The organism is Pseudomonas sp. 05L36, from assembly GCF_056398125.1.
Window position 1 is genome coordinate 309,279 of record NZ_JBFTOU010000003.1, and the last position, 25,954, is coordinate 335,232.

24 protein-coding genes and 1 pseudogene are annotated in these 25,954 nt (G+C 62.3%); 10 read left to right on the forward strand and 15 right to left on the reverse strand.

The window, feature by feature from the left end; all coding sequences use genetic code 11:
* Nucleotides 1–87: 87 nt before the first annotated feature.
* The 8 genes from pqqB to pedF form a co-directional block, all read right to left on the reverse strand.
* On the reverse strand, nt 88–1,002 hold the full coding sequence (pqqB, locus tag AC1DKH_RS05220) for a pyrroloquinoline quinone biosynthesis protein PqqB (protein ID WP_477797638.1): 915 nt from the start codon (nt 1,000–1,002) through the stop codon (nt 88–90).
* A 55-nt stretch (nt 1,003–1,057) separates the two neighbouring features.
* Complete coding sequence (gene pqqA, locus AC1DKH_RS05225; protein ID WP_003253598.1) at nt 1,058–1,129, reverse strand: pyrroloquinoline quinone precursor peptide PqqA; 72 nt, start codon at nt 1,127–1,129, stop codon at nt 1,058–1,060.
* 261 nt (nt 1,130–1,390) lie between these two features.
* A complete protein-coding gene (gene exaC, locus AC1DKH_RS05230) occupies nt 1,391–2,911 on the reverse strand; it encodes an acetaldehyde dehydrogenase ExaC (RefSeq protein ID WP_477797639.1) in 1,521 nt (506 codons plus the stop codon).
* 238 nt (nt 2,912–3,149) lie between these two features.
* On the reverse strand, nt 3,150–4,925 hold the full coding sequence (locus tag AC1DKH_RS05235; RefSeq protein WP_477797640.1) for a PQQ-dependent methanol/ethanol family dehydrogenase: 1,776 nt from the start codon (nt 4,923–4,925) through the stop codon (nt 3,150–3,152).
* 267 nt (nt 4,926–5,192) lie between these two features.
* Nucleotides 5,193–6,131, reverse strand: a complete 939-nt coding sequence (locus tag AC1DKH_RS05240) for a quinoprotein relay system zinc metallohydrolase 1 (protein WP_477797678.1) — start codon at nt 6,129–6,131, stop codon at nt 5,193–5,195.
* A gap of 16 nt (nt 6,132–6,147) precedes the next feature.
* Nucleotides 6,148–6,909 (reverse strand): quinoprotein dehydrogenase-associated SoxYZ-like carrier, encoded by a 762-nt coding sequence (locus AC1DKH_RS05245; RefSeq protein ID WP_477797641.1) that lies wholly within the window; start codon nt 6,907–6,909, stop codon nt 6,148–6,150.
* A gap of 10 nt (nt 6,910–6,919) precedes the next feature.
* Nucleotides 6,920–7,795: a substrate-binding periplasmic protein gene (locus AC1DKH_RS05250; RefSeq protein WP_477797642.1), complete on the reverse strand. Its 876-nt coding sequence runs from the start codon at nt 7,793–7,795 to the stop codon at nt 6,920–6,922.
* A gap of 3 nt (nt 7,796–7,798) precedes the next feature.
* On the reverse strand, nt 7,799–8,260 hold the full coding sequence (gene pedF, locus AC1DKH_RS05255) for a cytochrome c-550 PedF (protein WP_477754592.1): 462 nt from the start codon (nt 8,258–8,260) through the stop codon (nt 7,799–7,801).
* A gap of 210 nt (nt 8,261–8,470) precedes the next feature.
* Between pedF and AC1DKH_RS05260 the strand changes: the two genes are divergently transcribed.
* From AC1DKH_RS05260 to AC1DKH_RS05285, 6 genes are all read left to right on the forward strand, one after another.
* Complete coding sequence (locus tag AC1DKH_RS05260; RefSeq protein WP_477797643.1) at nt 8,471–9,655, forward strand: ABC transporter substrate-binding protein; 1,185 nt, start codon at nt 8,471–8,473, stop codon at nt 9,653–9,655.
* 30 nt (nt 9,656–9,685) lie between these two features.
* Nucleotides 9,686–10,660 (forward strand): YVTN family beta-propeller repeat protein, encoded by a 975-nt coding sequence (locus tag AC1DKH_RS05265; protein ID WP_477797644.1) that lies wholly within the window; start codon nt 9,686–9,688, stop codon nt 10,658–10,660.
* Complete coding sequence (locus AC1DKH_RS05270; RefSeq protein WP_477797645.1) at nt 10,657–11,388, forward strand: ABC transporter ATP-binding protein; 732 nt, start codon at nt 10,657–10,659, stop codon at nt 11,386–11,388. The genes AC1DKH_RS05265 and AC1DKH_RS05270 overlap by 4 nt, the downstream gene beginning before the upstream one ends.
* A complete protein-coding gene (locus tag AC1DKH_RS05275) occupies nt 11,385–12,176 on the forward strand; it encodes an ABC transporter permease (protein WP_477797646.1) in 792 nt (263 codons plus the stop codon). The genes AC1DKH_RS05270 and AC1DKH_RS05275 overlap by 4 nt, the downstream gene beginning before the upstream one ends.
* 220 nt (nt 12,177–12,396) lie before the next feature.
* Nucleotides 12,397–12,954: a PQQ-dependent catabolism-associated CXXCW motif protein gene (locus AC1DKH_RS05280; protein WP_477797647.1), complete on the forward strand. Its 558-nt coding sequence runs from the start codon at nt 12,397–12,399 to the stop codon at nt 12,952–12,954.
* Nucleotides 12,955–13,010: 56 nt separating this feature from the next.
* Nucleotides 13,011–13,676 carry a response regulator transcription factor gene (locus AC1DKH_RS05285; RefSeq protein WP_108215949.1) on the forward strand — a complete coding sequence of 222 codons (666 nt, stop codon included), beginning with the start codon at nt 13,011–13,013 and terminating at the stop codon, nt 13,674–13,676.
* A gap of 104 nt (nt 13,677–13,780) precedes the next feature.
* Here the strand turns inward: AC1DKH_RS05285 and nahK are convergent, their stop codons facing one another.
* The 6 genes and pseudogenes from nahK to AC1DKH_RS05315 all read right to left on the reverse strand — a co-directional run bounded on the left by nahK (nt 13,781) and on the right by AC1DKH_RS05315 (nt 20,555).
* Complete coding sequence (gene nahK, locus AC1DKH_RS05290; RefSeq protein ID WP_477797648.1) at nt 13,781–16,414, reverse strand: hybrid sensor histidine kinase/response regulator NahK/ErcS'; 2,634 nt, start codon at nt 16,412–16,414, stop codon at nt 13,781–13,783.
* The gene (gene nosP, locus AC1DKH_RS05295; RefSeq protein ID WP_223461945.1) at nt 16,344–17,501 is read right to left on the reverse strand and encodes a nitric oxide-sensing protein NosP; all 1,158 of its coding nucleotides are present in this window, start codon (nt 17,499–17,501) and stop codon (nt 16,344–16,346) included. The genes nahK and nosP overlap by 71 nt, the downstream gene beginning before the upstream one ends.
* Nucleotides 17,502–17,655: 154 nt before the next feature.
* Entirely contained in the window at nt 17,656–18,840 is a 1,185-nt protein-coding gene (locus tag AC1DKH_RS05300) for a porin (protein WP_477754601.1), read from the reverse strand.
* 250 nt (nt 18,841–19,090) lie between these two features.
* On the reverse strand, nt 19,091–19,897 hold the full coding sequence (locus tag AC1DKH_RS05305; RefSeq protein WP_477797649.1) for a sulfite exporter TauE/SafE family protein: 807 nt from the start codon (nt 19,895–19,897) through the stop codon (nt 19,091–19,093).
* Between the two features lie 15 nt (nt 19,898–19,912).
* A pseudogene (locus AC1DKH_RS05310) lies at nt 19,913–20,056 on the reverse strand (pyridine nucleotide-disulfide oxidoreductase); the annotation flags it as partial.
* Nucleotides 20,057–20,213: 157 nt separating this feature from the next.
* Entirely contained in the window at nt 20,214–20,555 is a 342-nt protein-coding gene (locus AC1DKH_RS05315) for an ArsR/SmtB family transcription factor (protein WP_477754603.1), read from the reverse strand.
* A 103-nt stretch (nt 20,556–20,658) separates the two neighbouring features.
* Here AC1DKH_RS05315 and AC1DKH_RS05320 point away from each other — a divergent pair, with 103 nt between their 5' ends.
* Nucleotides 20,659–21,522, forward strand: a complete 864-nt coding sequence (locus AC1DKH_RS05320) for an MBL fold metallo-hydrolase (RefSeq protein WP_477797650.1) — start codon at nt 20,659–20,661, stop codon at nt 21,520–21,522.
* Between the two features lie 187 nt (nt 21,523–21,709).
* Here the strand turns inward: AC1DKH_RS05320 and bkdR are convergent, their stop codons facing one another.
* Nucleotides 21,710–22,198, reverse strand: coding sequence for a Bkd operon transcriptional regulator BkdR (gene bkdR / locus AC1DKH_RS05325; protein WP_007976593.1), 489 nt, complete (start codon nt 22,196–22,198; stop codon nt 21,710–21,712).
* A 185-nt stretch (nt 22,199–22,383) separates the two neighbouring features.
* Here bkdR and AC1DKH_RS05330 point away from each other — a divergent pair, with 185 nt between their 5' ends.
* From AC1DKH_RS05330 to AC1DKH_RS05340, 3 genes are read left to right on the forward strand one after another with little or no spacing between them, the layout of a single operon-like run.
* On the forward strand, nt 22,384–23,619 hold the full coding sequence (locus AC1DKH_RS05330; protein ID WP_477760366.1) for a thiamine pyrophosphate-dependent enzyme: 1,236 nt from the start codon (nt 22,384–22,386) through the stop codon (nt 23,617–23,619).
* 1 nt (nt 23,620) lies between these two features.
* Nucleotides 23,621–24,679 (forward strand): alpha-ketoacid dehydrogenase subunit beta, encoded by a 1,059-nt coding sequence (locus tag AC1DKH_RS05335; RefSeq protein WP_477755845.1) that lies wholly within the window; start codon nt 23,621–23,623, stop codon nt 24,677–24,679.
* On the forward strand, nt 24,680–25,954 hold the full coding sequence (locus tag AC1DKH_RS05340) for a dihydrolipoamide acetyltransferase family protein (RefSeq protein ID WP_477797651.1): 1,275 nt from the start codon (nt 24,680–24,682) through the stop codon (nt 25,952–25,954). It begins immediately after the preceding gene.

A 25,954-nucleotide genomic window follows, 5' to 3' on the forward strand; every position in this document is an offset into this window, starting at 1 on the left:
GGTGGGAACACAAATTTCATGTACAGCAGAAATCCATTGTGGGAGCGACGGTGCGGCGATCCGACTTGCTCGCGATAGGGCCTTTGGCTACAGCTCAATACTCATGCCGTCATAAGCCACTTCAATCCCCCGCCGCTCCAGCAAAGCCCGCTCGGCCGAGTCTTCATCGAGGATCGGATTGGTGTTGTTGATGTGGATCAGCACCTTGCGCTGGCGGTTGAAACCCTCCAGCGCTTCAAGCATGCCGCCCGGGCCGCTTTGTGGGAGGTGCCCCATTTCGCTGCCCAGGCTCTGGCCGACTTCGCAGATACGCATCTCGTCGTCGCGCCACAGGGTGCCGTCCAGCAGCAGGCAATCGGCACGCTGCATCCAGCCCAGCACTTCATCGTCGATTCGGCCAAGGCCCGGGGCATAGAACAGCGAGGCGCCGTTGCGCAGGTCTTCGATGAACAGGCCTATGGTGTCGCCCGGTTGCGGGTTGCCGCGATTGGGCGAATACGGCGGTGCGTTGCTCACCAGGGGAATCGCGCGAAACTGCAAATGCTCGCAGGCCGGGATGTTGAACGGCTGGCGATCGAGGCCGACCGGTTGCCAGTGCAATCCGCCGTTCCAGTGTCCGAGCATGTTGAACAGCGGGAAACCACTGCTCAGGTCCTGATGCACGCGCTCGGTGCACCACACCGCATGCGGACAGCCTTCGCGCAGGCTGAGCAAACCGGTGCAATGGTCGATCTGGCTGTCCAGCAGCACGATGCCGGCGATGGCGCTGTCACGCAGGCGCCGCGCCGGTTGCATGGGCGCAAAACTCTCGAGTTGCGCGCGAATGTCCGGTGAAGCATTGCACAGCACCCACTCCACGCCGTCGTCGCTCAGGGCAATCGACGACTGCGTACGGCGCTGGGCCCGCAGGCTGCCATTGCGCACACCGGCGCACTGGCGGCAGTTGCAGTTCCACTGCGGGAAACCACCGCCAGCGGCGGAACCGAGAACGCGGATGTGCATGGCAGATGCTCCAGAAGGCAGGCCCGGCCAACGCAGCGGCTGGCCGGGTGATCAATCAACGGTTGGCGAAATACATCGTCACTTCGAAGCCAATGCGCAGATCGGTAAACGCGGGTTTAGTCCACATGGGTCATTCCTCTTCTTGTGCCGGGTGATTCCGGTAGAGCCATTAATGCACGGGGCATCGAGTGCCCGAATGCTACTTTCGAAGGAGTTGGCGGGGTGATTTGGTAGGGGGGGTGCGATCGTCATGCACACACAACATTGTAGGAGCGAGCTTGCTCGCGAAGGACGCAAAGACACCGTGTACATACAGACAGCACGCGGCATCGTTGACGTCCATCGCGAGCAAGCTCGCTCCTACAGGGTGGTTGCCGTTAGTGCGAGGTTAGAAGAACCCCAGCGGATTGATGTCGTAGCTCACCAGCAGGTTTTTGGTCTGCTGATAGTGATCGAGCATCATCTTGTGGTTTTCCCGGCCGACGCCGGACTTCTTGTAGCCACCAAACGCGGCGTGCGCCGGGTACAGGTGGTAACAGTTGGTCCACACGCGCCCGGCCTTGATCGCCCGGCCCATGCGGTAGGCGCGGTTGATGTCGCGGGTCCACAGGCCGGCGCCGAGGCCGAACTCGCTGTCGTTGGCAATGGCCAGGGCTTCGGCTTCGTCCTTGAAAGTGGTGACCCCCACCACCGGGCCGAAGATTTCTTCCTGGAACACACGCATCTTGTTGTGGCCCTTGAGCAGGGTCGGCTGGATGTAATAGCCGCTGGCCAGGTCGCCCTCCAGACGCTCGGCCGCGCCGCCGGTGAGCAGCTCGGCGCCCTCCTCCTGGGCAATGGTCAGGTACGAGAGGATCTTGTCGTATTGCTGCTCGGACGCCTGGGCGCCGACCATGGTCTCGGTGTCCAGCGGGTTGCCGCGCTTGATCCTGGCGATCTTCTTCATCACCTCGGCCATGAACGGCTCGTAGATCGACTCCTGCACCAGCGCTCGGGACGGACAGGTGCAGACTTCGCCCTGGTTGAAGAACGCCAGCACCAGGCCTTCGGCGGCTTTTTCGATGAACGCGGGCTCGGCGTTCATGATGTCTTCGAAGAAGATATTCGGCGACTTGCCGCCCAGCTCGACGGTGCTCGGGATGATGTTCTCGGCGGCGCAATGCATGATGTGCGCGCCCACCGGGGTCGAGCCGGTGAAGGCGATCTTGGCGATGCGCTTGCTGGTGGCCAGGGCCTCGCCGGCTTCGCGACCGAAGCCCTGGACGATGTTCAGCACGCCCGCTGGCAGCAAGTCGGCGATGAGTTCGGCGAAGACCATGATCGACAGCGGCGTTTGCTCGGCAGGCTTGAGCACGATGCAGTTGCCGGCGGCCAGGGCCGGGGCGAGTTTCCAGGCGGCCATCAGCAGCGGGAAGTTCCACGGAATGATCTGCCCGACCACGCCCAGGGGCTCATGGAAGTGATAGGCCGTGGTCAGCTCGTTGATCTCGGCGGCGCCGCCTTCCTGGGCGCGGATGCAGCCGGCGAAGTAACGGAAGTGGTCGGCCGCCAGCGGCACGTCGGCGTTCAGTGTTTCGCGCACGGCCTTGCCGTTGTCCCAGGTTTCGGTGACGGCCAGGACCTCTAGGTTCTGCTCGATGCGGTCGGCGATTTTCAGCAGCACCAGGGAGCGGTCCTGGGCCGAGGTCTTGCCCCAGGCGTCGGCAGCGGCATGGGCGGCGTCAAGGGCCTTGTCGATGTCGGCGGCGCTGGAGCGCGGGAATTCGGCGATCACTTCACCGTTGACCGGCGAGGTATTGGTGAAGTACTCGCCATTGATCGGAGCGACAAACTCGCCACCGATGAAGTTGCCGTAGCGCGGCTTGAAGGTAATGACGGCGCCTGGGGTTCCGGGTTGTGCGTAGATCATGGTGGGCCTCTGTCTGGGTCGATGCCTGTCGTGCTGACAGGCGATGAGCCGATACTAGAGAGCCCCGCGTGCCAGACGAATGCATCGTTGGCAGGAGGGGCTCTCGTTATTTGGTCGTAGGAGCGAGCTTGCTCGCGATGAACCGGAGAACGCCACGGGGTGTCAGGTTTCCAGCGTTACCGTTTACGACCATCGCGAGCGAGCTCGCTCCTACAGGGGTTATGCGGTGGAATCGGGATCAGTGCTTGGCGACGAGGTCCTTGGGCAGCTTGAAGGTCCAGAGCATGCCGCCCTGGTTGAAGTCCTTGATGCGCTTGGCCACTTCACCGCCCCACAGCGGTACCGCGCCGCCCCAGCCGGAGAGCACCGAAACGTACTGTTCGCCGTCCATTTCCCAGGTGATGGGTGAGCCGAGCACGCCGGAGCCGGTCTGGAATTCCCAGACCTTCTCGCCGGTCTTGGCGTTGAACGCCTGCAGGAAACCTTCAGGCGTTCCGGTGAACACCAGGTTGCCCTTGGTGGTCAGCACCCCGCCCCACAGCGGCGCATAGTTCTTGTGACGCCAGACTTCCTTGCCGGTTTTCGGATCGATGGCCCGCAGCACGCCGATGTAGTCTTCGTTCAATGGCTTGATGGTGAATCCGGCGCCGAGGAACGCCGCGCCTTTCTTATAGGCGATGCCTTCGTTCCAGATGTCCATGCCCCATTCGTTGGACGGCACATAGAACAACCCGGTGTCCTGGTTGTAAGCCATCGGCATCCAGTTTTTCGCGCCGAGGAACGCCGGTGCTACGAAGACCGAACTGCCCTTGACTTCCGAGCCCGGGGCGCCGGGACGGCTGGCTTCGTTGTAGATCGGCCGGCCGTTCTTATCCAGGCCGGTGGCCCAGGTGATCTTGTCCACGAACGGGAAGCCACGGATGAATTTGCCGTTGGTGCGGTCCAGCACGTAGAAGAAGCCGTTGCGGTCGGCAGTGGCCGCCGCCTTGATTTCCTTGCCGCCTTCGCTGTAGTTGAACGACACCAGCTCGTTCACGCCGTCGTAGTCCCAACCGTCGTGGGGCGTGCTCTGGAAGTGCCACTTGATGGTGCCGTCGTCCGGGTTGAGTGCCAGGCGCGATGAGGAGTAGAGGTTGTCGCCAGGGCGCAGGTGCGAGTTCCACGGCGCCGGGTTGCCGGTACCGAACAGCAGCAGGTTGGTTTCCGGGTCGTAATAGCCGCCAAGCCAAGGGGCCGCGCCGCCGGTTTTCCACAGATCGCCCGGCCAGGTCTTGCCCGCCTCGCCGCCGGAGACGCCGTTTTCCACCGCTTTGCCGTCCTTGTAGACGTAGCCCATATGGCCTTCGACCGTCGGCCGGGTCCACAGCAGATCACCGTTTTTCGGGTCGTAGGCTTCGATCTTGCCCACCACGCCGAACTCGCCACCGGCCACGCCGGTAATCAGCTTGCCGTTGATCACCAGCGGCGCGGCACTGATCGAGTAGCCTTCCTTGTGGTCGGCGACTTTCTTGCTCCACACCACCTTGCCGGTGTCCTTGTTCAGCGCCACGAGCTTGGCGTCAAGGGTGCCGAAAATCACCAGGTCGCCATACAGCGCGACGCCACGATTGATCACGTCGCAGCAGGGGCGGATGTCATCCGGCAGGCGCGCGTCGTATTGCCAGAGTTTCTTGCCGGTGCGTGCATCCACGGCGAACACCCGGGAGTAGGAACCGGTCATGTACATCACGCCGTCCTTGACCATCGGCTGCGCCTGCTGGCCACGCTGTTTTTCACCGCCGAAGGAAAACGCCCAGGCCGGTCGCAGCTCCTTGACGTTGTCGACGTTGAGAATATCCAGCGGGCTGTAGCGCTGCCCTTGAACGCCGAGGCCGTTGGTCACGACCTGTTCCGGGTTCTTCGGGTCCTGGAGAATGTCCTGGTCGGAAACCCCGGCCAATGCCTGGCCGGACAACAGCATGGCACTGAGTAGCAGGCTCAAGACGAAGGGCTGGCGACGTGCGGGATGGGTCATGACGGCTTCCTCTGCGGATTTTTGTTATGTCCGGAAAATTTTCCCGGTCTGGTGCAGATTCTTGGACGCCGCCGCCCTGGCAACAATTGCCCGCAATGAGGAGATTGCTAGTTCCTTGGTAGCAGGTCGGATGAGATGGACGTGAACGACACCGGCCCCTGTAGGAGCGAGCTTGCTCGCGAAAAACGTCAGACCACCGCGTTCATCCAGGCAGCTTGCGTTATCGTTAACGTCCATCGCGAGCAGGCTCGCTCCTACAGAAAAGCATCATTTGCTGTCGGCGGAATCCACCCGCGTCATCCGCTCGCGCTCGTAGCGCGGGTACAGATGACTGACGCTGCGGATCAGTTCGTAGCGGCTCAAATTGATGCTGGCGAAACGTTCGGGGATGGGGCTGCGGATCATCTCGGCCATGTCGCTGCCATTGGCGGCGCCGTCGCGCATCAGCTGATCGAGCCAGGTCAGGTAATCGCGCATTTGCTCGAAGGGTTGTGGATCGCTCGACACCGGGCCGTGGCCGGGTACAACCAGCGTCCAGGGCAAGCCTTGCAGGGTCGCGATGTCCGCCAGCCACACTGACAGCCCTGGACTGTTGGGCGTGGTCAGGGCCCGTTGATAAAACACCAGGTCCCCGGCAAACAGCACGCCGGTTTGCTGGTCGAGAATAGCCAGATCCGCGCCCGTATGCCCACCCAGGCTCAGCAGACGCAAATCGTGATTCCCAAAACTTTTCACGCCGGGTGTCAGTGTCTGAGTCGGCAACAACACTTCGGTGCCACGCATCCAGTCGCCGACCATGCGGTACATATTCTCGGCCATGGCATCGCCTTGCCGGTGCAACAGCTCGGTGGTGCCGGCCAAGGCACCGATCGGCACGTCGCTGAAGGCTTGATTGCCCAGCACGTGGTCCGGGTGGTGATGGGTCAGCAAGACCTCGATCACCGGCTTGTCGGTGGTGGCGGCAATGGCCTTGCGCATCGCGTCGCCGTAACGCCTGGACGGCCCGCTGTCGATCACCACAACACCGCGTTCGGTGACGATGAACGCAGTGTTGACGATGTTGCCGCCGTTGGCCTTGGTGAAGTTATCGGTGCTGCCTTCCAGCAGCCAGGTGTCCTGGGCGATCTGCCTGGGCTTGAGTGAGTATTCAAGATCGGCCAGGGCCGGCAGACTGACGCTCAGCACCATCAACAGGATCCAGCGCATGCCACGCTCCTTGAGGTCAGAGGATCGACGCATCGAACTCATTGCCGCTGTTGTCCCGTAGCTGCAGGCGCGTTTGCCCTGCCCCCTCGATGTCGAAGGCCAGGTTGGGGTTTTCGCTGACCGCGGGAAACAGCTCCAGCCGGGCCAGCACTTGCTCGCTATGGTCACGCAACTCGGCATGGTTGATGAAGAATTCCGGGATGCCACTGACCATGCCGTTGTCCATGGGATGGGCCACCTGCAAACGCAAACGGCTGAACTCGCCCCGGGGATAACGCCCGCCGAGCACTTCGCCGATGTGCTCCTCCCAGCCCGGCTGGCTGCGTACCACGCTCGGCGCAGTGCAGCCGCCACCGGCGGCGTCGATCAGGGTCGAACCGACATGCCACAGGCCGTCGCGGGTCAACACCGCCGCGCGCAAGGGCGTGGCCTGTTCGATGCGAATGCGCAACGACAACCAAGGCAACACCGAATGCAGCGGCTGGAAGTCGACGATTTTCGGCAACGGGTTCAGCTCCGCCCAGGCGAGGATTTTCACCACCTCGCCCTTGAACGCCCGGGCGTCGATTTCCAGCGGCACCTGCCGGGCATCTTCGGCAAACGGCGGCGCCAGCAACTTGACCCGATCATCGAAAACGAACGGCGCATTGCCAAGAAACTGCTGGTGATAGAACGTCCACATCACCGATGGCACCGGGTCTTTGCCGGGATCGATTTCGGCGGCCTGTGCCGCCAGGCTTAACCAGCAGGCCAACAGACAACTCCTTCGCCATTTCATCGCCTGCTCCTTATTGATACATCTCGGGCACGTCGTAACGCAGGCCGTAATGGCCGTAGATGGTCTTCACCGCGCCCTCGCGGATCAGGCCTTCGAGCGCCTCTTCCACGGCATAGGCCAGTTGACGGTTGCTTTCGTGCACCGCCATGCCGATCTCCCAGCGCTGCTTGCCCATGTTCGGATAGGCGTTCTCAGCCAGTGCCACTTGCGGGTCGGCCGCTTCATGCACTTGCCAGTCGATCTCGCCGCGCATGGCCATCACCGCGTCGACCTCACCGGCCTTCATCGCGGCAAACGCCTGGGGCACGCAGGGATAGTGATGGGTCTTGCCGGCGAGCATGCCGTTGAACACCGAGGTCAGGTAGAACGACGGCACGCTGTCGACTTCGACACCAATCGGGTGTTGCTCGAACACCGCGACGCTGGCGACCTTGTCCAGCCGCCGACGGTCATAGGCCACCTGCCATTGTTCGTTCTGGTACGGACCGAACATCACCACGTGGCCATTTTCCAGTTCGCCGAACTCGTTGCGCTTCTGCGCGTAGTCACGGTCATAGGGTACGCGCATCATCAGGTCGGCCAGTTGCTGGTTGTGCAAGGCACTGGCACGCCAGATGTAATCGCGCAGGTCGTCATCGAGCTTTTCTCCCGCCGGCGCCCAGATCAGCGTCAGGCGCACGCCGAGCGCCTTGGCCAAGGCTTCGGCGAGTTCGACATCGACACCCTGGGGCTTTCCGGCGCTTTCAAAGCTGTAGGGGGCGAAGTCCTTGTAGACCGCCACCTTCAGCTCCCCGGCGGCGATCATTTCGTCGTAGTTGCGAACCTGCGCCTGCGCCGGCTGGCAGCACAGCCACAGAGCGCCGATCAACACCGCGAGCAGGCGCATGGGTCACTCCTCGACGTGCACAGTGTCCAGATAAGTGCGCACCGCCCACAGGGCTTCCTGGCTCAGGTAGTCGGCCATCTTCGGCATGTACACCCGACCGTCGCGCACCGCGCCATGGCGCACCCGTTCGGCGAACCATTCATCGCCCGCCTCGCCGACATCGAGCATGCGCAAGTCAGGGGCGATACCGCCGGACTTGGCTTCCAGGCCATGACAGGCCGCGCAATTCTGGGTGTAGGCCGAGGCACCGATTTCCACTGCCTTGTCGTGTTCCGCAGCGGTGCGATACGGGTTCACCGCGGCCCAGCCATCGGCATCGAGTTGCACACCGGCGTCCTTGATCGGGGTCAGCCCCGGGGTCGCCACGGCCTGTGGCACCACGTTGCCGTGGGCCCAGGCGGAACCTGCGCTGATAAGACCGGCCAATAGCCCGGTCACGAGCAAGGCGTTGCGTTTTGTTGTCATTGTTATGCCCTCTGGATTGCACGCAAAACCTCTTGGCAGAGGCTATGGCGGCCATCTTAGAAAGCCCCGCGCACAGACCCCATGCTGCTTTGGTGGTCGCCACCTAGTCCCTTGGTAGTAAGGCGCTGGATGGACACCACCGGTACTTTCTGCATATTTCCTCAGCTTCACGGGCTACCTAAGCTGGCGCTACCTGTAATGGAGTGCCCTATGCGCCAGCTCATCCCTTACGCCCTGATCTACCTGTTGGCGATTGCCTGCGCCGCCGGCCTGGCCACCCAGAGCCAGGCCGCCGATGCGCGCTTGCAGGTGCGGATCGGCTACCTGGGTTATCGCCCCGACCCCGGCCCGTTGCTGTCCAACATCATCCCCGAGCCCGCCGACGCCGGGCTGCGCGGCGCCGAACTGGCGATCACCGACAGCAACAGCACCGGGCGTTTTCTCAATCACGGCTACAGTCTGGTCAGCGCCAGTGTCGACAGCCCCGAAGCCTTGCTCGAAGCGGCGAAGGCTCAGCACGAACAAGGTCTGCGTCTGTTTGTGGTGAATGCCCCCGCGACCAGCCTGCGCCAATTGAGTGCGGCACTGCCCGACAGTTTGCTGTTCAACGCCGGTAGCCCCGATGACAGCCTGCGCACCACCGATTGCCTGCCGAACGTGCTGCACACCTTGCCGAGCCGGGCGATGCTCGCCGATGCACTGGCGCAGTTTCTGGTGTTGCGCAAATGGCAGCGGGCGCTGCTGATTGTCGGCCCGACGCCGGACGATCAAGCCTATGCCGCCGCCCTGCGCCGCGGGGCCAAGCGCTTCGGCTTGCAACTGGTGGCGGAAAAACCCTGGAGCTTCGATAACGACCAACGCCGCAGCGCCCAGGCCGACATGCCGCTGTTCACCCAGACTGCCGAGTACGACGTGGTACTGGTGGCCGATGAACGCGGCGACTTCGGTGAATACGTGCCCTACCAGACCTGGTACCCGCGCCCGGTCGCCGGTACCCAGGGCCTGACCCCGGTGGGCTGGCACAAGACCGTGGAAACCTACGGCGCCGCGCAGCTGCAAAAACGCTTCGAAGCCCTGACCGGACGCTGGATGAATGACCGCGATTTCGCGGCATGGATGGCCGTGCGCAGTATCGCCAGCGCCGTGAGCAAACTGCGTCAGGCCGAGCCGATGGCGATCCGTACGCTTGAAATCAGCGACCAGTTGCCGCTCGACGGTTTCAAGGGCCGCAAACTCAGCTATCGGCCGTGGAACGGCCAGTTGCGCCAGCCGATTCCCATCGTCCAGCCCCGGGCGCTGGTCAGCACGTCACCCCAGGACGGCTTTTTGCACCCGTTCAACGAGATGGACAGTCTGGGTTACGACAAGCCCGAGGTCAGCTGCCGTTTTCCCTGATCCGATGATCACAACAATAAGGAATCTGCCATGCGCCGCACCCTGCTCTGCCGCTCCCTACTTTCCTGGGCCTTGCTCCTCGTCGCTGGCCATGCCGTTGCCAGCACTGCCTGGGTCTCCAACGAAAAGGACAACAGCCTGAGCCTGATCGACCTGCAGACCCTGCAAGTCACCGACACCCTGCCCGTCGGCCAGCGTCCCCGCGGCCTGCTGCTGTCCCATGACAACAAGCTGTTGTACATCTGCGCCAGTGACTCGGACCGGGTCCAGGTGATGGACGTGGCCACGCGCAAGATCATCAAGGAATTGCCCTCGGGTAAAGACCCTGAACAATTCGCCCTGCACCCCAACAATCGCTGGTTGTATGTTTCCAACGAAGACGATGCGCTGGTCACGGTGATCGACACCGAGACCTCCAAGGTGCTCGGCCAGATCAACGTCGGCGTCGAACCCGAAGGCATGGCGGTGAGCCCCGACGGCAAGTGGGCGGTCAACACCAGCGAAACCACCAACATGCTGCACTGGATCGACACCAGCACCCAGACTCTGGCCGACAGCACCCTGGTGGACCAGCGCCCGCGCTTCGTCGAGTTCTCCCCCGATGGCGCCCGGCTCTGGGCCTCGGCGGAAATCGGCGGCACCGTGACCATTCTCGATGTGGCCAGCCGCACCGTGCTCAAGACCCTGAACTTCCAGATCAAGGGCGTGCACCCGGACAAAGTCCAGCCGGTCGGCATCAAGCTCAGCGCCGATGGCAAGTACGGCTTCGTTGCACTGGGCCCGGCAAATCATGTGGCGGTGATCGATGCCAAAACCTTCGAGATTCTCGATTACCTGCTGGTGGGTCGACGGGTCTGGCAGATGGCGTTCACCCCGGATCAGAAGCAATTGCTGGCCACCAACGGCGTCAGCGGCGATGTCTCGGTGATCGATGTCGACAGCCTCAAGGTCAGCAAATCGGTGAAGGTCGGGCGCTATCCCTGGGGCGTGGTGGTGACGCCATGAGCGCCCTTGAAGTCAGCGACCTGAGTTTCGTCTACGGTGCTCGAGCGGCCTTGCGCAAGGTGAGTTTCAGCCTGGAACCCGGGCGTTTCGCCGCGCTGCTGGGGCCCAACGGCGCCGGCAAGTCGACTCTGATTGCCCTGCTGACCCGGCTCTATGATCTGCAGCACGGCGAGATCCGCGTCGGTGGCAATTCATTGCGCAGCGCCGCACGCCCGGCACTCAGGCAATTGGGCGTGGTGTTCCAGCAAAGCACCCTGGACCTGGACCTCAGTGTCGAGCAGAACCTGCGTTATCACGCCGCATTGCATGGCCTGTCCCGGCGTCAGACCGACCTTCGGGTCGACGCCGAACTGGCCCGCCAGGCCCTGACCGACCGCCGCCGCGAACGGGTGCGTGAACTCAATGGCGGCCATCGCCGCCGGGTGGAAATTGCCCGCGCCCTGTTGCATGAGCCGCGCCTGTTGCTGCTCGATGAAGCCAGTGTCGGCCTCGACCCGGCGAGTCGCCTGGCGCTCAATCAACACATCCGCAGCCTGTGTCGCGAGGAGCGCATCAGCGTGCTCTGGACCACCCACCTGCTCGACGAAGTGCAGCCTGGTGACGACTTGCTGATCCTGCATCAAGGCCGGCTGGTGGCCAGCGGACAGGCCGATGCCCTGAGCCTGGAGCACGGCGGCGACCTCGGTTCGGCCTTCACCCGCCTGACGACCACGGGAGCCATGCAATGACTGCTTACTGGCAATGCTTGCGCGGTATCGTGCTGCGTGAATGGCTGCGCTTTGTGCTGCAACGCACGCGGTTTCTCAGCGCCCTGGTGCGGCCGCTGTTGTGGCTGCTGGTGTTTGCCGCCGGTTTTCGCGCAGCGCTGGGAATCGCGATCATCGAGCCCTACGACACCTACATACCGTACGAGGTCTACATCATTCCCGGACTGGCCTGCATGATCCTGCTGTTCAACGGCATGCAGGGCTCACTGTCGATGGTCTACGACCGCGAGATGGGCAGCATGCGCGTGCTGCTGACCAGCCCCCTGCCCCGAACCTTTCTGCTGTGCAGCAAGCTGCTGGCCACGTCACTGATTTCGCTGTTGCAGGTGTATGCGTTCCTGGCGATTGCCTGGGTCTACGGCGTGCGGCCACCCGCCATGGGGCTGTTGCTGGCGTTGCCGGCCCTGCTGCTGGTGGCGTTGCTGCTCAGCGCCCTGGGCCTGTTGCTGTCGAACGCGATCCGCCAGCTGGAGAACTTTGCCGGGGTGATGAATTTCGTGATCTTCCCGCTGTTTTTCCTGTCATCGGCGCTGTATCCGCTGTGGAAGATGCGCGACGCCAGCGAGTGGTTGTACTGGCTGTGCGCGGTGAATCCGTTTACCCATGCGGTGGAGCTGGTGCGTTTTGCCCTGTATGAGCGCTTCAATCCACTGGCGTTGGCGGTGTGCATGGGGCTGACGCTGTTGTTTGCGTTGCTCGCCGTACTGACCTTCAACCCGCAGCATGCGGCCTTGCGCAAAGCCAACTGACAACACGCCCCCTGTAGGAGCCGGCTTGCCGGCGAAGGCGGTATGCCAGCCAACATTAATGCTGGAGCTGCCGGCCTCTTCGCTGGCAAGCCAGCTCCTACAAGGGTTCTCCACAATCACTGGAAATTACTACTTTAGTACTGGTTTCCCTGTCTATCGTCGCATTCCCAATGCCCCCCGACTGGCATGTAATAGGTCCATAACTATAAGGACTGAACCCATGCCACGTGCCCGACGTTGCCTGTTGCGCCCTGCTCTCGCCGCCCTGTCCCTGAGCCTGCTGCTGAGCACCGCGCAGGCCGACACAGCGCTGTTCTCCGCCGACGGCTATCGCATCGGCCTGTACCGCAGCCCGACGCCCGACCAGCTGCAAGGCGCAACCATCGTCGACACCCGCGCCCTGCAAACGCTGCTCGGCCAAACCCCGCGCCCGGTGCTGATCGACGTCTACCGCCGTCAGTGGCTGCAAGGGCAATTCATCGAGGACCAGCCCCATGAAAACCTGCCCGGCAGCCATTGGCTGGCCAATACCGGGGACGGTGACCTGACGCCGCAATGGCAGGACTATTTCGCCGCCAACCTGAAAAAGCTGACCGCCGGCGACCCGACGCAACCGCTGGTCTTCTACTGCCGCTCCGACTGCTGGTTGAGCTGGAATGCGGTCAAGCGCGCAGCCACCATGGGCTATAAGACGCTGTATTGGTATCGCGATGGCCTGGACGCCTGGCAAGCGGCCAACCTGCCGGTTTCGCCCGCCCGGCCCGAACCCTTTCCCTGAGCTTTACGCGTGCGTGTTGTTGCCACACCATAATCAAAATAATGAGGTGAAAGGCCATGTACAAAATTCTGATTGCCGACGATCACCCGCTGTTTCGCGAAGCCATCCACAACGTCATCAGCGACGGTTTTGCCGGCAGCGAAGTGATGGAAACCGCTGACCTGGACAGCGCCCTGGCCCTGACCCAGGAACACGACGATCTGGACCTGATCCTGCTCGACCTGAACATGCCCGGCATGCACGGGCTCAATGGCCTGATCAACTTGCGTAACGAGGCACCGACCATTCCGGTGGTAATTGTCTCCGCCGAGCAGGACAAACAGATCGTGCTGCAAGCCATCACCTACGGCGCGGTGGGCTTTATCACCAAGTCGTCACCCCGCACCCAGATGACCGATGCCATCCAGCAGATTCTCAACGGCAATGTCTACCTGCCCCCGGACATCATCCGCACCGCCAAAAGCAGCACCCACCGGCGCATGAACGACACCCCGAGCTTCCCGCCCGAACTGCTCCAGGCCCTGACCCGCAAGCAACTGCAGGTACTGGAACGCATGACCAAGGGCGAATCGAACAAGCAGATCGCCTACACCCTGGAAATCGCCGAGACCACGGTCAAGGCCCACGTCTCGGCGATCCTGCGCAAGCTCAACGTGCACAACCGGGTGCAGGCGATCCTGAGTGCCGGGGATATTGATTTCGGGTCTTATCTGCGGCGTTGACGACCGAGTCGCCCTCTTCGCTGGCAAGCCAGCTCCTACAGGATCACCGCAATCCTGTAGGAGCTGGCTTGCCAGCGAAGAGGCCCTCAATCACAGCTCAAAACTCAAGGCCGGCCAAGCAAATGACTCATCGCCGTCTTCAGCTTCATCGGCCGCACCGGTTTGTGCATCAGGGAGTGGCCCAGTTCGCGGATCTGCTGCTTGAGCTCATTGCTGTAGTTGGCCGTGATCATCATCGCCGGGATCGGTGAGGCACGACGGGCATTGATTCTTGCCACCGCATCGACACCGTTCCGGTCGTTGTCCAGGTGGTAGTCGGCGATCAGCAGGTCGGCCTCGGCATGGTCGTTGTCCACTTGCCGTGCCAGGTCCTCCTCCGACAGCGCCGTCACCACCCGACACCCCCAACCCTCCAGCAAGGTGCGCATGCCGGCACAGATGGTCGCGTCGTTGTCCAGCACCCAGATCCGTGCACCGCGCAAGCGCTCGAGCATCTGCTCGCTCATCTGCAACGCGGGCTGCGGTTTCGGCGCGGTGGCGCTCAACGGTACTTCGACCGAGAACATCGAGCCCCGGCCCGGCCACGAACGCACATGAATGCGATGCCCGAGGATGCCGGCAATCTTCTCGACGATCGCCAGGCCCAGGCCCAGGCCGCGATCCTGATCGGGTCGCTGTACATCACCGCGCTTGAACTCCTGGAAAATCTCCTCCAGGCGATGCTCGGCAATGCCCATGCCGCTGTCCCAGACTTCGATCGTCAGGCACTGGTGATGCCGCCGGCAACCGAGCACCACGCGGCCACTGTAGGTATAGCGAATCGCATTGCTCAGCAGGTTGCGCAGAATCCGCGCGAGCAACTGGATGTCGCTGCGCACCAGCGCCGAACAGCCGATGAAGTGCAGTTGCAGGCCTTCACTGCGCGCCACCTGGGTGTATTCGGCGGCCAGGTTGTCCAGCAGTTCACTGAGGGCGAACGGTGCAATGTCGGCCTTGATCACCCCCGCATCGAGCTTGGAAATATCCACCAGGGTGCCGAGCAGGTTCTCCACGTCTTCCAGGGAATTGCTCACGTTGCGCACCAGAATCTCGCTGGACATCGGCTCGCGCCGTTCCAGCAAGGCACTGGTAAACAGGCGCGCGGCATTCAACGGTTGCAGCAGGTCGTGGCTGACGGCGGCGAGGAACTTGGTTTTCGACAGATTGGCCTGCTCGGCTTCCTGCTTGGCCTCGCGCAAGCGTGACTCGACCAGGCGCCGCTCATCGATCTCGCGCAGCAGCTGGTCGTTGAGGGTAGTCAATTCCGCTGTGCGCTCGCGTACCCGCAGCTCCAGGTTCTGATAAGCCTGGTGCAGCGCCTCGGCGGTGCGGCGGCGTTCGGTGATGTCGCGGATCAGCACGAAAATCCCCACCACCTCGCCACTGGCCAGACGGTTGGGCACATAGGAGCGCAGCATGTAGCGCTCCTGGTTGTTGACGTTGGTTTCGGCGAACTCGAAGGTCACGCTCTCGCCCGCCAGTGCCCTGGCCACGTAGGACTCCAGCCGCTGGTAATGCTGTTCGCTGTGCACTTCGCGCAGGCTCTGGCCGAGCATCACGCCGCGGGGCCAGCAGTACCATTCTTCATAGACCTTGTTGGTGAACTCGTAGACCAGGTCGGCATTGAGGTAGGCAATCAATGCCGGTACGTGATCGGTGATCAGGCGAATCCAGTGTTCGCTTTCACTCAGCGCTTCGGCGTGCTGGTAGCGCTCGGTAATGTCGGTGAAGGTGTTGACGAAACCGCCGGTGGGCAACGGATGGGTGCGGATTTCCAGGACCCGGCCATCGTACAGACGCTGCTCGCATTCGCGTACCGGTCGTCCGTTGCCATCGCGACTGGCCGGGGTCAGCAGGTTCAACTCGCTGTCGGCGATCACTTCGGCAAACGGACGATGGGCAGCCACCGGCGCCAGGCCGCTCAATTCCAGGAAACGCCGGTTCCACAATTCCAGGATGCCCTCGGCGCTGACCATCGCCACCCCTTGGGACAGGTTGTCGACCGCCCGTTGCAACAGATGCGACTTCTGCGCCACCGCCTGCTCACGGCGTACGGTTTCGCTGAGCTTGACGTCGGTAATGTCGGTGAACAGAATCACCCGCCCACCTTCCTGGGTCGGCCGCTCGCTGACTTGCAGCCAGCGCCCGTTCTGCAGGCGGTACAGCAGGTTTTCGTCGGCATGCCCGCGCGGCTCTTCGGTGAACAGGCCGTTGTTCATCATCAACCGCTTGACCTCGGTCAGGCGCATGCCGGCGTTGATCCGCACCCGGCTGTTGCTCCAGAACGCCTTGAAGCGACTGTTGAACAGCACGATGCGCTGCTCGGCGTCGAACAGCACGAAGGCGTCTGAAATACTTTCGATGGCGTCGATCAGGTGTTGATGCGCCGTTTCCGCGCGCAAGCGGGCTTCGCTGAGCAAATGATTACCGGCCTTGAGTTCGGCCATGGCCTGGTTCAGGGCATCGGTGCGTTCGCGCACTTGCTCGGCCAGCACCACCGAATGCTGGAATGCCGCGTACGGATCGTTGCCGCGGGTCACCCCGGACTCGACCCGTTCGATCAGTGCGCCATTGATGCGCTGCAGTTTATGGTTTTCCAGGCGCAGCCCGGCCAGCTCGGCCTGCAGCTCAGCGATGTCCTGGGGCACGGCCACGGGCAATGGCAACGCCGGTGAAGGTCTGGTTGATGTGCATGCCATTGAACTGTTCTCCATAGGTGTTGAAACCCATCACCCGTTGCTCACGCAAAAACGAGCCGATCTGATCAAGGCTGCCGTCGTCTTCGAGCTCCAGACGCCGCAGGAAACAGTCGCAACCGATGGTCAGCAGCAAATCGCCCAGGCGCTCCTGCAACCCTTCGAACAGGCTCTGCAGGTTCGGCAGCATCGGCCCCGGGGTCATGGCGGTGAGGACGATGCCGTTTTCCACGGCGCAGTAGAAACTCAGGCTCAGGTCCGGATGTACCTGCTGGATGGCCCGCACGTAGTACTGCTGGTTGATTCGCACTGCCAACGGGTGCGCGGCGAAGACCCGGTGATCGAGCTGCGCCACCGGCACGCCGATGTGCCGGGCGTACTCGGCGGCGGCCGGCTCGGCATTGAGTTCGAAGACCCGGCGCAAGGTGCTGTCGGCTCCGGTGACCACCAGCTTCTCGGCGCGGGGCAGCACGTGGTGGGTGGTGAACACTTCGAAATCCAGCCAGGTATTGACCAGCACCACCACGGCCGCGCCGCTGTGGAACTCGCCATCGAAGTACACATGGGTATGGGTCAGGTAGTTATCGTCGCCGGCCGAGCCGCCGAAATGCGGAATGTCGCCCAATGCCGCGCTCAAGGCCGCCAGGACCATTTCTTCGCGGCTGGACAGGCCATCGAGCAGGGTCAGGGCAAAGCTGTTGCCCTTGATCGGGGCCAGGGTGTTGCTGCGACAACCACTGACCAGGCGCTCGACCATTTGCTGGGCGTCGATCAGGCTGAAGTGCTCCATCTGGTCGATCAGCTCGATCGCGATGGAAAAGTGCCGGTGATCGAAACCCACCGCCGTCACGCAATTGCGCCCGTAGCCCAGCGGGGTGATTTCCCCGGCGCTGGTGCAGCCCGCCAGGCGAATTCCGCCGAAGCTTTGCTGCAAGGCCTGGCCCAGCGCCTGCAAGTCGTACTCGGCGGAACAGAAGAACAGCACGAACCCCAGGTGCGGATGCAACAACTGTCTGGCCAGTTCCTGCGCGACCTGCCGGGCATCGGTGGCCTGGGACATCGCACTGACGACGCCTTCGCTCTGCTGCATCCTTACCTCCCGCAGGTGCGTGTGTATTAGGCACGAGTGTACGAAGCCTGCGAGGTGCAACGAATGCTACTTGGGTAGCGGGTAGCCGCTTCGATGGGATGAGACGGTTGGCGACCCTCGCCGCGATGCGCACGGCCAGGGCCACCTCCCGGGGTTACCAGGTCAGCACCGCACCCACGGCAAAGGTGTCGGTGTCTTCGTTCTGCTCGCTGGTGTCGTGGCCGTTGATTTCGAACTGGTTGTACTCGGCCACCAGCTTGAGGTTGTCGTTCACGTCATGGAACAACGCGATGCCGCGGGTCTCGTAGTCTGCGCCGCTGCCGACCACGCCATTGCCATCGTCATTGGTCTTGCCGTAGGACAAGGCCAAGCGGTTCTTGCCCAGTTTGTAGGAGCCCTGCAACAGGTAGCCGTCGCTGTCGACGTTGCGCAGGGTCGGCTCGCCGGCATTGTTGGTGAAAAACGGGTTGATGCCCTTGGCCTGGAAACCGGACCCGGTGAGGGACAAGCCGCCCATCTTCGCCTGCACGCCATAACCGACACCTTTGGAGGTGACGGTCTCGACCGTGGAATCGGTGTTGTCCGAGGTCTGGTAGCTGCCGTTGACCCAGCTGTAGATCTTTGCCCCGGCCAGGTCGAACTGATAGGTGACTTCGCTCTCGGTACGCGGGTTTTCCTGATAGGCCTTGCCCGTCGGGCTGCTGTCGTTGGTGTCCACCGGGTCCATGATGCCGACCGCCACGCGCAGACCGTCCATCACCGGGGTGCGATAGGTGATCTGCGAGGTCGGGAACGGATACGGGTAACCGGTGCCAATGTTGCCGAACGACACCCCGCCGCCATCCACCAGCCCCAACGTATCGCTGACCTGGCCGTAACCGGCGAGCATTTCGTCGAGCAGGATGTTGGAACGGGCGAACAGCCCGAAGTCTTTGCCGATCAGCACTTCGCCCCACTGCGGGTTGGCCACGGTGCCGAAGAACTGCCGCACATCGATGGCGGTGTCGGTGCCGTTGGTTTGGCTGTCGTTGATGGTGACCCAGAACGAGGCGCGGGCACCGAGCTTGAGATCGTCTACCTGCTTGCCCATGTTGAACCCCAGGTAGTTGGGCAAAAAGCCCATCTTGACCCGCGACTGCCGACGGTCGAACTGCTCGCCGGCGCGGTCGACATCGCTGTTCACGTAGAAGGCGTTGATGTAGCCGTCGGTGGAGAACGTGGTCTGGTCCTTGTCGTACAGCATGATATCCGCCTCGGCCAGCGGGCTCAGGCCAAGGGCAGACAGGCTGGCGATGAAGGCAGGCAGAAAACGATGCGTGACGTTCTTATTGTTGTGCATGGCGCGCTCCGAAACGGGGGACTAAATGTCGGAGGCGATTATCGAAACCTGACCGGCGGCGCCATACGCTGCCTTGGGGCTGGTTTTGAAGTGCTTTGGAATGGACGGCTGTGCGCGACAACTAAGACGTACGACCGCTTGTCGGCAGGGCAAGCCACTAAAGTTGTAAAGAACCGCTTTCCGTAGGAGCCGGCTTGCCGGCGAAGACGCACTTGAAGCCCCCTTCGCCGGCAAGCCGGGCTCCTGCAAGTCAAGCGCTCGCTTTTATCAGCATGTACACGGCGACCCCGAAACAGATGCTGGCGAACCCGACCTGCAACGCCCGCGCCGGTACCTGGGCGCAGAGCTTGCGGCCAACGATCATGCCGAAAATGCTGGCGACGATGAAGATGGCGCCGACGCTGTCGATGCGCACGCCGGCCTGGAACGCGCCGATCACGCCGATGGCCGAAATCAGGCTGATCACCATCAGCGACGTGGCGATGATCCCGCGCATCTGCACATCGGTCAGTTGCTTGAAGGCCGGGACGATCAGAAAGCCGCCACCCACCCCCAGCAACCCCGACACCACCCCCGTCACCGCACCCAGTGCGGCGAGGGTCGCGGTGCATTTGGCGGTCCAGGAAAAGCGCCCGGTCTGTTGATCGAGCATGCAGTTCTTCTGGCCCCAGTTGGCGTGACCGTGATCGCTGGGGCCCTCGTCCTTGCGCTCGCGGCGCAACATCCGCCCGGCTACCACGACCATCAGCAGGCTGAACAGGATCATCAGGATCTTTTCCGGCAACTGATGGGCGAAGTAGATGCCCAGCGGCGAAAACACCGCGCCCAACGCCGCGATCAGCAACGCCGCGCGATAACGCACCAGGCCATGGCGCAAACCGTCGATGGCGCCGACCGCTGCCGCACTGCCCACCGCGAACAACGCCACCGGAGCGGCCTGGGTCATGCTCCAGCCCAACCCCAACACCAGGGCCGGGACCGCAAGGATACCGCCGCCGGCGCCGGTCAAGCCGAGCACCAACCCCATCACTACGCCAAACAGACTTGCCAGCAACATAGGGAGTTCTCAGTTGTGCCGGGAGTCGGGTTCGATCACGGTGATGTTCAGATGCGGGCTACGCTTGAGCAGGCTGGCGACAAGGCCGATACCCGCTGTGCCGTCGCCGATGACCACGATATCTGCACTGATGGATGGTCCCCAGTGTTGATCGTTCATTGCTTGTTCCTTTTGCTGCACTGTAGGAGCGAGCCTGCTCGCGATGGTCGCTAACGATTACGCGTGTTATCTGTATAAACGCGGTGCCATTACGTCCATCGTCGGAACGCCGCCCGGAGCAAGCTCGCTCCTACAGGTTCGGTGTGTTTGCTGGCATTTAAGGTTGAACCCAGCTTTTAAGCACCGCCCCGCAATAAAGCCCGGAGAGGGTTTTCATCACCTGGATCACTTCGTGACTGGCGAGACCATAAAAAATGTACTTGCCTTCACGACGGGTAGCGACCAGTCCTTCATCGCGCAGGATACCCAATTGCTGGGACAGGGTCGGCTGGCGCACGCCGGTCATTTTTTCCAGCTCGCCTACGTTGCGCTCACCCTGGGTGAGCTGGCACAGGATCAACAGGCGATCCTCATTGGCCAGGGCCTTGAGCAGCGCACACGCCCTGGAGGCCGAGGCGCGCAGTTGGGCGACTTCACATTCGGTCAGACTGGATTGCATTTGCAGGATGCCTTCAACGTCACTTAAGCTGTGAACATTATGTTTTTATATAAAGTGTTGCAACCCATGACTGACTTTTCTACCCCTGCACAGGTTCGTGTCCATGCCCGCGCTGATTGAAGCTTTCCTCGACCCTGCCTCCTCGACCTACAGCTACGTGGTCTACGAGGCGGATGGAGGCCAGTGTGCGATTGTCGACCCCGTGCTCGATTACGACGCAGCCTCCGGGCGTACCGCGACCACCCAGGCCGACAAAATCATCGCCTTCGTCCACGCCCGTCACTTGCAGGTGCAATGGCTGCTGGAAACCCACGCCCACGCCGATCACCTGTCCGCCGCTCCATACCTGCGCGGGCAGCTGGGCGGCAAGATCGCCATTGGCGAGTCGATCAGCAAGGTGCAGGACGTGTTCAAGGCGCTGTTCAATCTGGAGCCCGCCTTTCGCGTCGACGGCTCCCAATTCGATCACCTGTTCGCCCCCGACGAATCGTTCATGATTGGCAATCTCAAGGCGACCGCCCTGCACGTGCCCGGTCATACGCCGGCGGACATGGCCTACCTGATCGGCAACGAGGTGATCCTGGTCGGCGACACGCTGTTCATGCCGGACGTGGGCACCGCGCGCTGCGACTTTCCCGGCGGCAATGCCAACCAGATGTACGCCTCGATCCACAAGCTGCTGGCCTTCCCCGCCAGCGTGCGCCTGTACATCTGCCACGATTATCCGCCCGAGGGCCGCGCCCCCGAATGCATGACCACCGTCGGTGAACAGCGCAAAAGCAACATCCACGTGCGCGACGGCATCGACGAAGCCGCCTTCGTCGACATGCGCACCCGGCGTGATGCCGGGCTGGGCATGCCGACGCTCTTGCTGCCGGCGATCCAGGTTAATGTGCGGGCGGGGAATTTGCCGCCGGCCGAGGGCAATGGCGTGACTTACCTGAAAATCCCGATCAATCAGCTCTAACCCTGTAGGAGCTGCCGAAGGCTGCGATCTTTTGATCTTCAGCGATCCAACTGTCGCCAGAATCAAAAGATCGCAGCCTTCGGCAGCTCCTACAAAGCGCGATCTTTTGATCTTCAGCGATCCATCTGTCGCCAGAATCAAAAGATCGCAGCCTTCGGCAGCTCCTACAAAGCGCGATCCTTGATTTTCAGTTACCCAACGTCAGCCCATTCGCCGGCAACGGCAGTGCGGTCTTATAGCGCACCTGCTTGAGCGCAAAGCTCGAGCGGATGTTCGCCACCCCCGGCACTTTGGTCAGAAAGTCCATCATGAAGCGCTCCAGCGACTGGATGGTCGGCACCAGCACCCGGATCAGATAGTCCGGGTCGCCGGCCATCAGGTAGCACTCCATCACCTCGGGGCGATCGGAAATCGCCTCTTCGAAATGCTGCAGCGCCTCCTCCACCTGCTTCTCCAGGCTGACGTGAATGAACACGTTCACATGCAGCCCCAGCAGGTCGGCATCGAGCAGCGTCACTTGCTCGCGAATCACCCCCAGTTCTTCCATGGCCTTGACCCGGTTGAAACACGGCGTCGGCGACAGGTTCACCGAACGCGCCAGGTCGGCGTTGGTGATGCGTGCGTTCTCCTGAAGGCTGTTGAGAATGCCGATGTCAGTACGGTCCAGTTTGCGCATGAGACAAAACCACCTGTTTTTTGTGTTTATGCAGGTTTTTTATCTGCAAATGATCTTTAGCGCAACGAAACAGAGAGAAATATTCTTCTTGGGCGGGCCTATGATTGTTGTAGGACAAGATTTCTTCTACCGAACGAAATCTGTCAGCTCACTACAAGAAATTCACAAGATCGAGCGTAGAAGCCATGACCCAAGCGTATGAACCGCTGCGCCTGCACGTCCCCGAACCCTCGGGCCGTCCCGGCTGTAAAACCGACTTTTCCTACCTGCATCTGACCGATGCCGGCACGGTGCGCAAACCCCCTATCGACGTTGAACCGGCTGACACGGCTGATCTGGCCCGTGGCCTGATTCGCGTGCTCGACGACCAGGGCAATGCCCTTGGGCCGTGGGCCGAAAACGTGCCGGTGGAGATCCTGCGCAAGGGCATGCGTGCCATGCTCAAGACCCGCATCTACGACAACCGCATGGTGGTCGCCCAGCGTCAGAAAAAGATGTCGTTCTACATGCAGAGCCTTGGCGAAGAAGCCATCGGCAGCGCCCAGGCCCTGGCCCTGAACATCGACGACATGTGCTTCCCGACCTACCGCCAGCAAAGCATCCTGATGGCCCGCGACGTACCGTTGGTCGACCTGATCTGCCAACTGCTGTCCAACGAGCGCGATCCGCTCAAGGGACGTCAGTTGCCAATCATGTACTCGGTCAAGGAGTCCGGTTTCTTCACCATCTCCGGCAACCTCGCCACCCAGTTCGTGCAAGCCGTGGGCTGGGGCATGGCCTCGGCGATCAAGGGCGACACCAAAATCGCTTCGGCGTGGATCGGCGACGGCGCCACCGCCGAGTCGGACTTCCACACCGCCCTGACGTTCGCCCACGTGTACCGCGCACCGGTGATCCTCAACGTGGTCAACAACCAGTGGGCGATCTCCACCTTCCAGGCGATTGCCGGTGGTGAAGCCACCACCTTCGCCGGTCGTGGCGTCGGTTGCGGCATCGCCTCCCTGCGGGTCGACGGCAACGATTTCTACGCGGTCTATGCCGCCTCGGCCTGGGCTGCCGAACGTGCGCGCCGCGGCCTCGGCCCTACCATGATCGAATGGGTCACCTACCGCGCCGGTCCGCACTCGACCTCCGATGATCCGTCCAAATACCGTCCCGCCGATGACTGGAGCCACTTCCCGTTGGGTGATCCGATCGCGCGCCTCAAGCAGCACCTGATCAAGACCGGTCACTGGTCCGAAGAGGAACACGCCGCGGTCAGCGCCGAACTGGAGGCCCAAGTGATCGCCGCGCAGAAAGAAGCCGAGCAGTACGGCACCCTCGCCGGCGGCCAGATTCCGAGCGCCGCGACCATGTTCGAAGACGTCTACAAAGAGATGCCGGAGCACTTGAAGCGCCAGCGTCAAGAGTTGGGGATCTGACATGAACGATCACAACAACAATATCGAGCTGGAAACCGCCATGACCACGACCACCATGACCATGATCCAGGCCCTGCGCTCGGCCATGGATGTGATGCTTGAACGTGACGACAACGTCGTGGTCTTCGGCCAGGACGTGGGCTACTTCGGCGGCGTGTTCCGCTGCACCGAAGGCCTGCAAGCCAAGTACGGCACCTCCCGGGTGTTCGACGCGCCGATCTCTGAAAGCGGTATCGTCGGCACCGCCGTGGGCATGGGCGCCTACGGCCTGCGCCCGGTGGTGGAGATCCAGTTCGCCGACTACGTGTACCCGGCCTACGATCAGATCATTTCCGAAGCCGCGCGCCTGCGTTATCGCTCGGCTGGCGAATTCACCGCGCCGATGACCCTGCGCATGCCCTGTGGCGGCGGCATCTACGGCGGCCAGACCCATAGCCAGAGCATCGAGGCACTCTTCACTCAGGTATGCGGTCTGCGCACCGTCATGCCGTCCAACCCCTACGACGCCAAAGGCCTGCTGATTGCCTCCATCGAAAACGATGACCCGGTGATCTTCCTGGAGCCGAAACGACTGTACAACGGTCCTTTCGACGGCCACCACGAACGCCCGGTAACCCCGTGGTCGAAACACCCCGCCGCACAGGTTCCGGACGGTTACTACACCGTACCGCTGGACGTTGCCGCTATCGCCCGTCCGGGCAAGGACGTCACCGTACTGACCTACGGCACCACCGTCTACGTGTCGCAAGTGGCCGCTGAAGAAAGCGGCGTGGATGCCGAAGTCATCGACCTGCGCAGCCTGTGGCCGCTGGACCTCGAAACCATCACCAAATCGGTGAAGAAAACCGGGCGCTGCGTGATCGTTCACGAAGCCACCCGCACTTGCGGCTTCGGCGCCGAACTGACGGCGCTGGTGCAAGAGCACTGCTTCCACCACCTGGAAGCGCCGATCGAACGCGTCACCGGTTGGGACACTCCCTACCCGCACGCGCAAGAGTGGGCGTATTTCCCAGGCCCGTCCCGAGTGGGCGCGGCGTTGAAACGGGTCATGGAGGTCTGAATGGGCACGCACATCATTAAAATGCCGGACATTGGTGAAGGCATTGCAGAAGTTGAATTGTCGGTATGGCACGTCAAGGTCGGCGACATGGTCGTCGAAGATCAGGTACTGGCCGATGTCATGACCGATAAGGCGATGGTCGATATCCCGTCGCCGGTGCATGGCAAGGTCATTGCCCTCGGTGGCCAGCCGGGTGAAGTCATGGCGGTCGGCAGCGTGCTGATCAGCATTGAAGTCGAAGGCGCGGGCAACGTTAAGGAGTCGGCGCAACCGGCACCTGTTAAAGAAGCGCCTGTGGCCGCAGCCAAAGTAGAAACCGTGGTTGAAAGCAAACCGGCCGCTGCCCCAGCGCCGAAAGCTGCCGTTTGCCAGGGCCCGATGGTTGCTCGCGAGGCCGATGAGCGTCCGCTGGCCTCCCCGGCCGTGCGCAAGCATGCGCTGGACCTCGGTATTCAGCTGCGTCTGGTCCGAGGCACCGGCCCTGCCGGCCGCGTACTGCACGAAGATCTCGACGCCTATCTGGCTCAGGGTCAGTCGACCGCCTCGGCACCGGTGGCGGCTGCTTACGCCCAACGTACCGATGAACAGCAGATCCCGGTGATCGGCATGCGCCGCAAGATCGCCCAGCGCATGCAGGACGCCACCCAGCGTGCCGCCCACTTCAGTTATGTCGAAGAAATCGACGTCACGGCTGTGGAAGAGCTGCGCGCGCACCTCAACGAAAAACACGGCGCCACCCGCGGCAAGCTGACCTTGCTGCCATTCCTGGTCCGCGCCATGGTCGTCGCCCTGCGCGACTTCCCGCAGATGAACGCCCGTTACGACGACGAAGCCCAGGTCATTACCCGCCTCGGCGCGGTACATGTCGGCGTCGCGACCCAGAGCGATGTCGGCCTGATGGTGCCGGTGGTGCGTCATGCCGAAGCCCGCAGCCTGTGGGACAGCGCAGCGGAAATCGCTCGCCTGGCCAACGCCGCACGCAATGGCAAGGCCAGCCGCGACGAGTTGTCCGGTTCGACCATTACCCTGACCAGCCTTGGCGCCTTGGGCGGCATCGTCAGCACGCCGGTGCTGAACCTGCCGGAAGTGGCGATTGTCGGCGTGAACAAGATCGTCGAACGGCCAATGGTGATCAAAGGCCAGATCGTGATCCGCAAGATGATGAACCTCTCCAGCTCCTTCGATCACCGCGTGGTCGACGGCATGGACGCGGCGCTCTTCATCCAGGCCATTCGCGGCTTGCTCGAACAACCCGCCACTCTGTTTGTGGAGTAA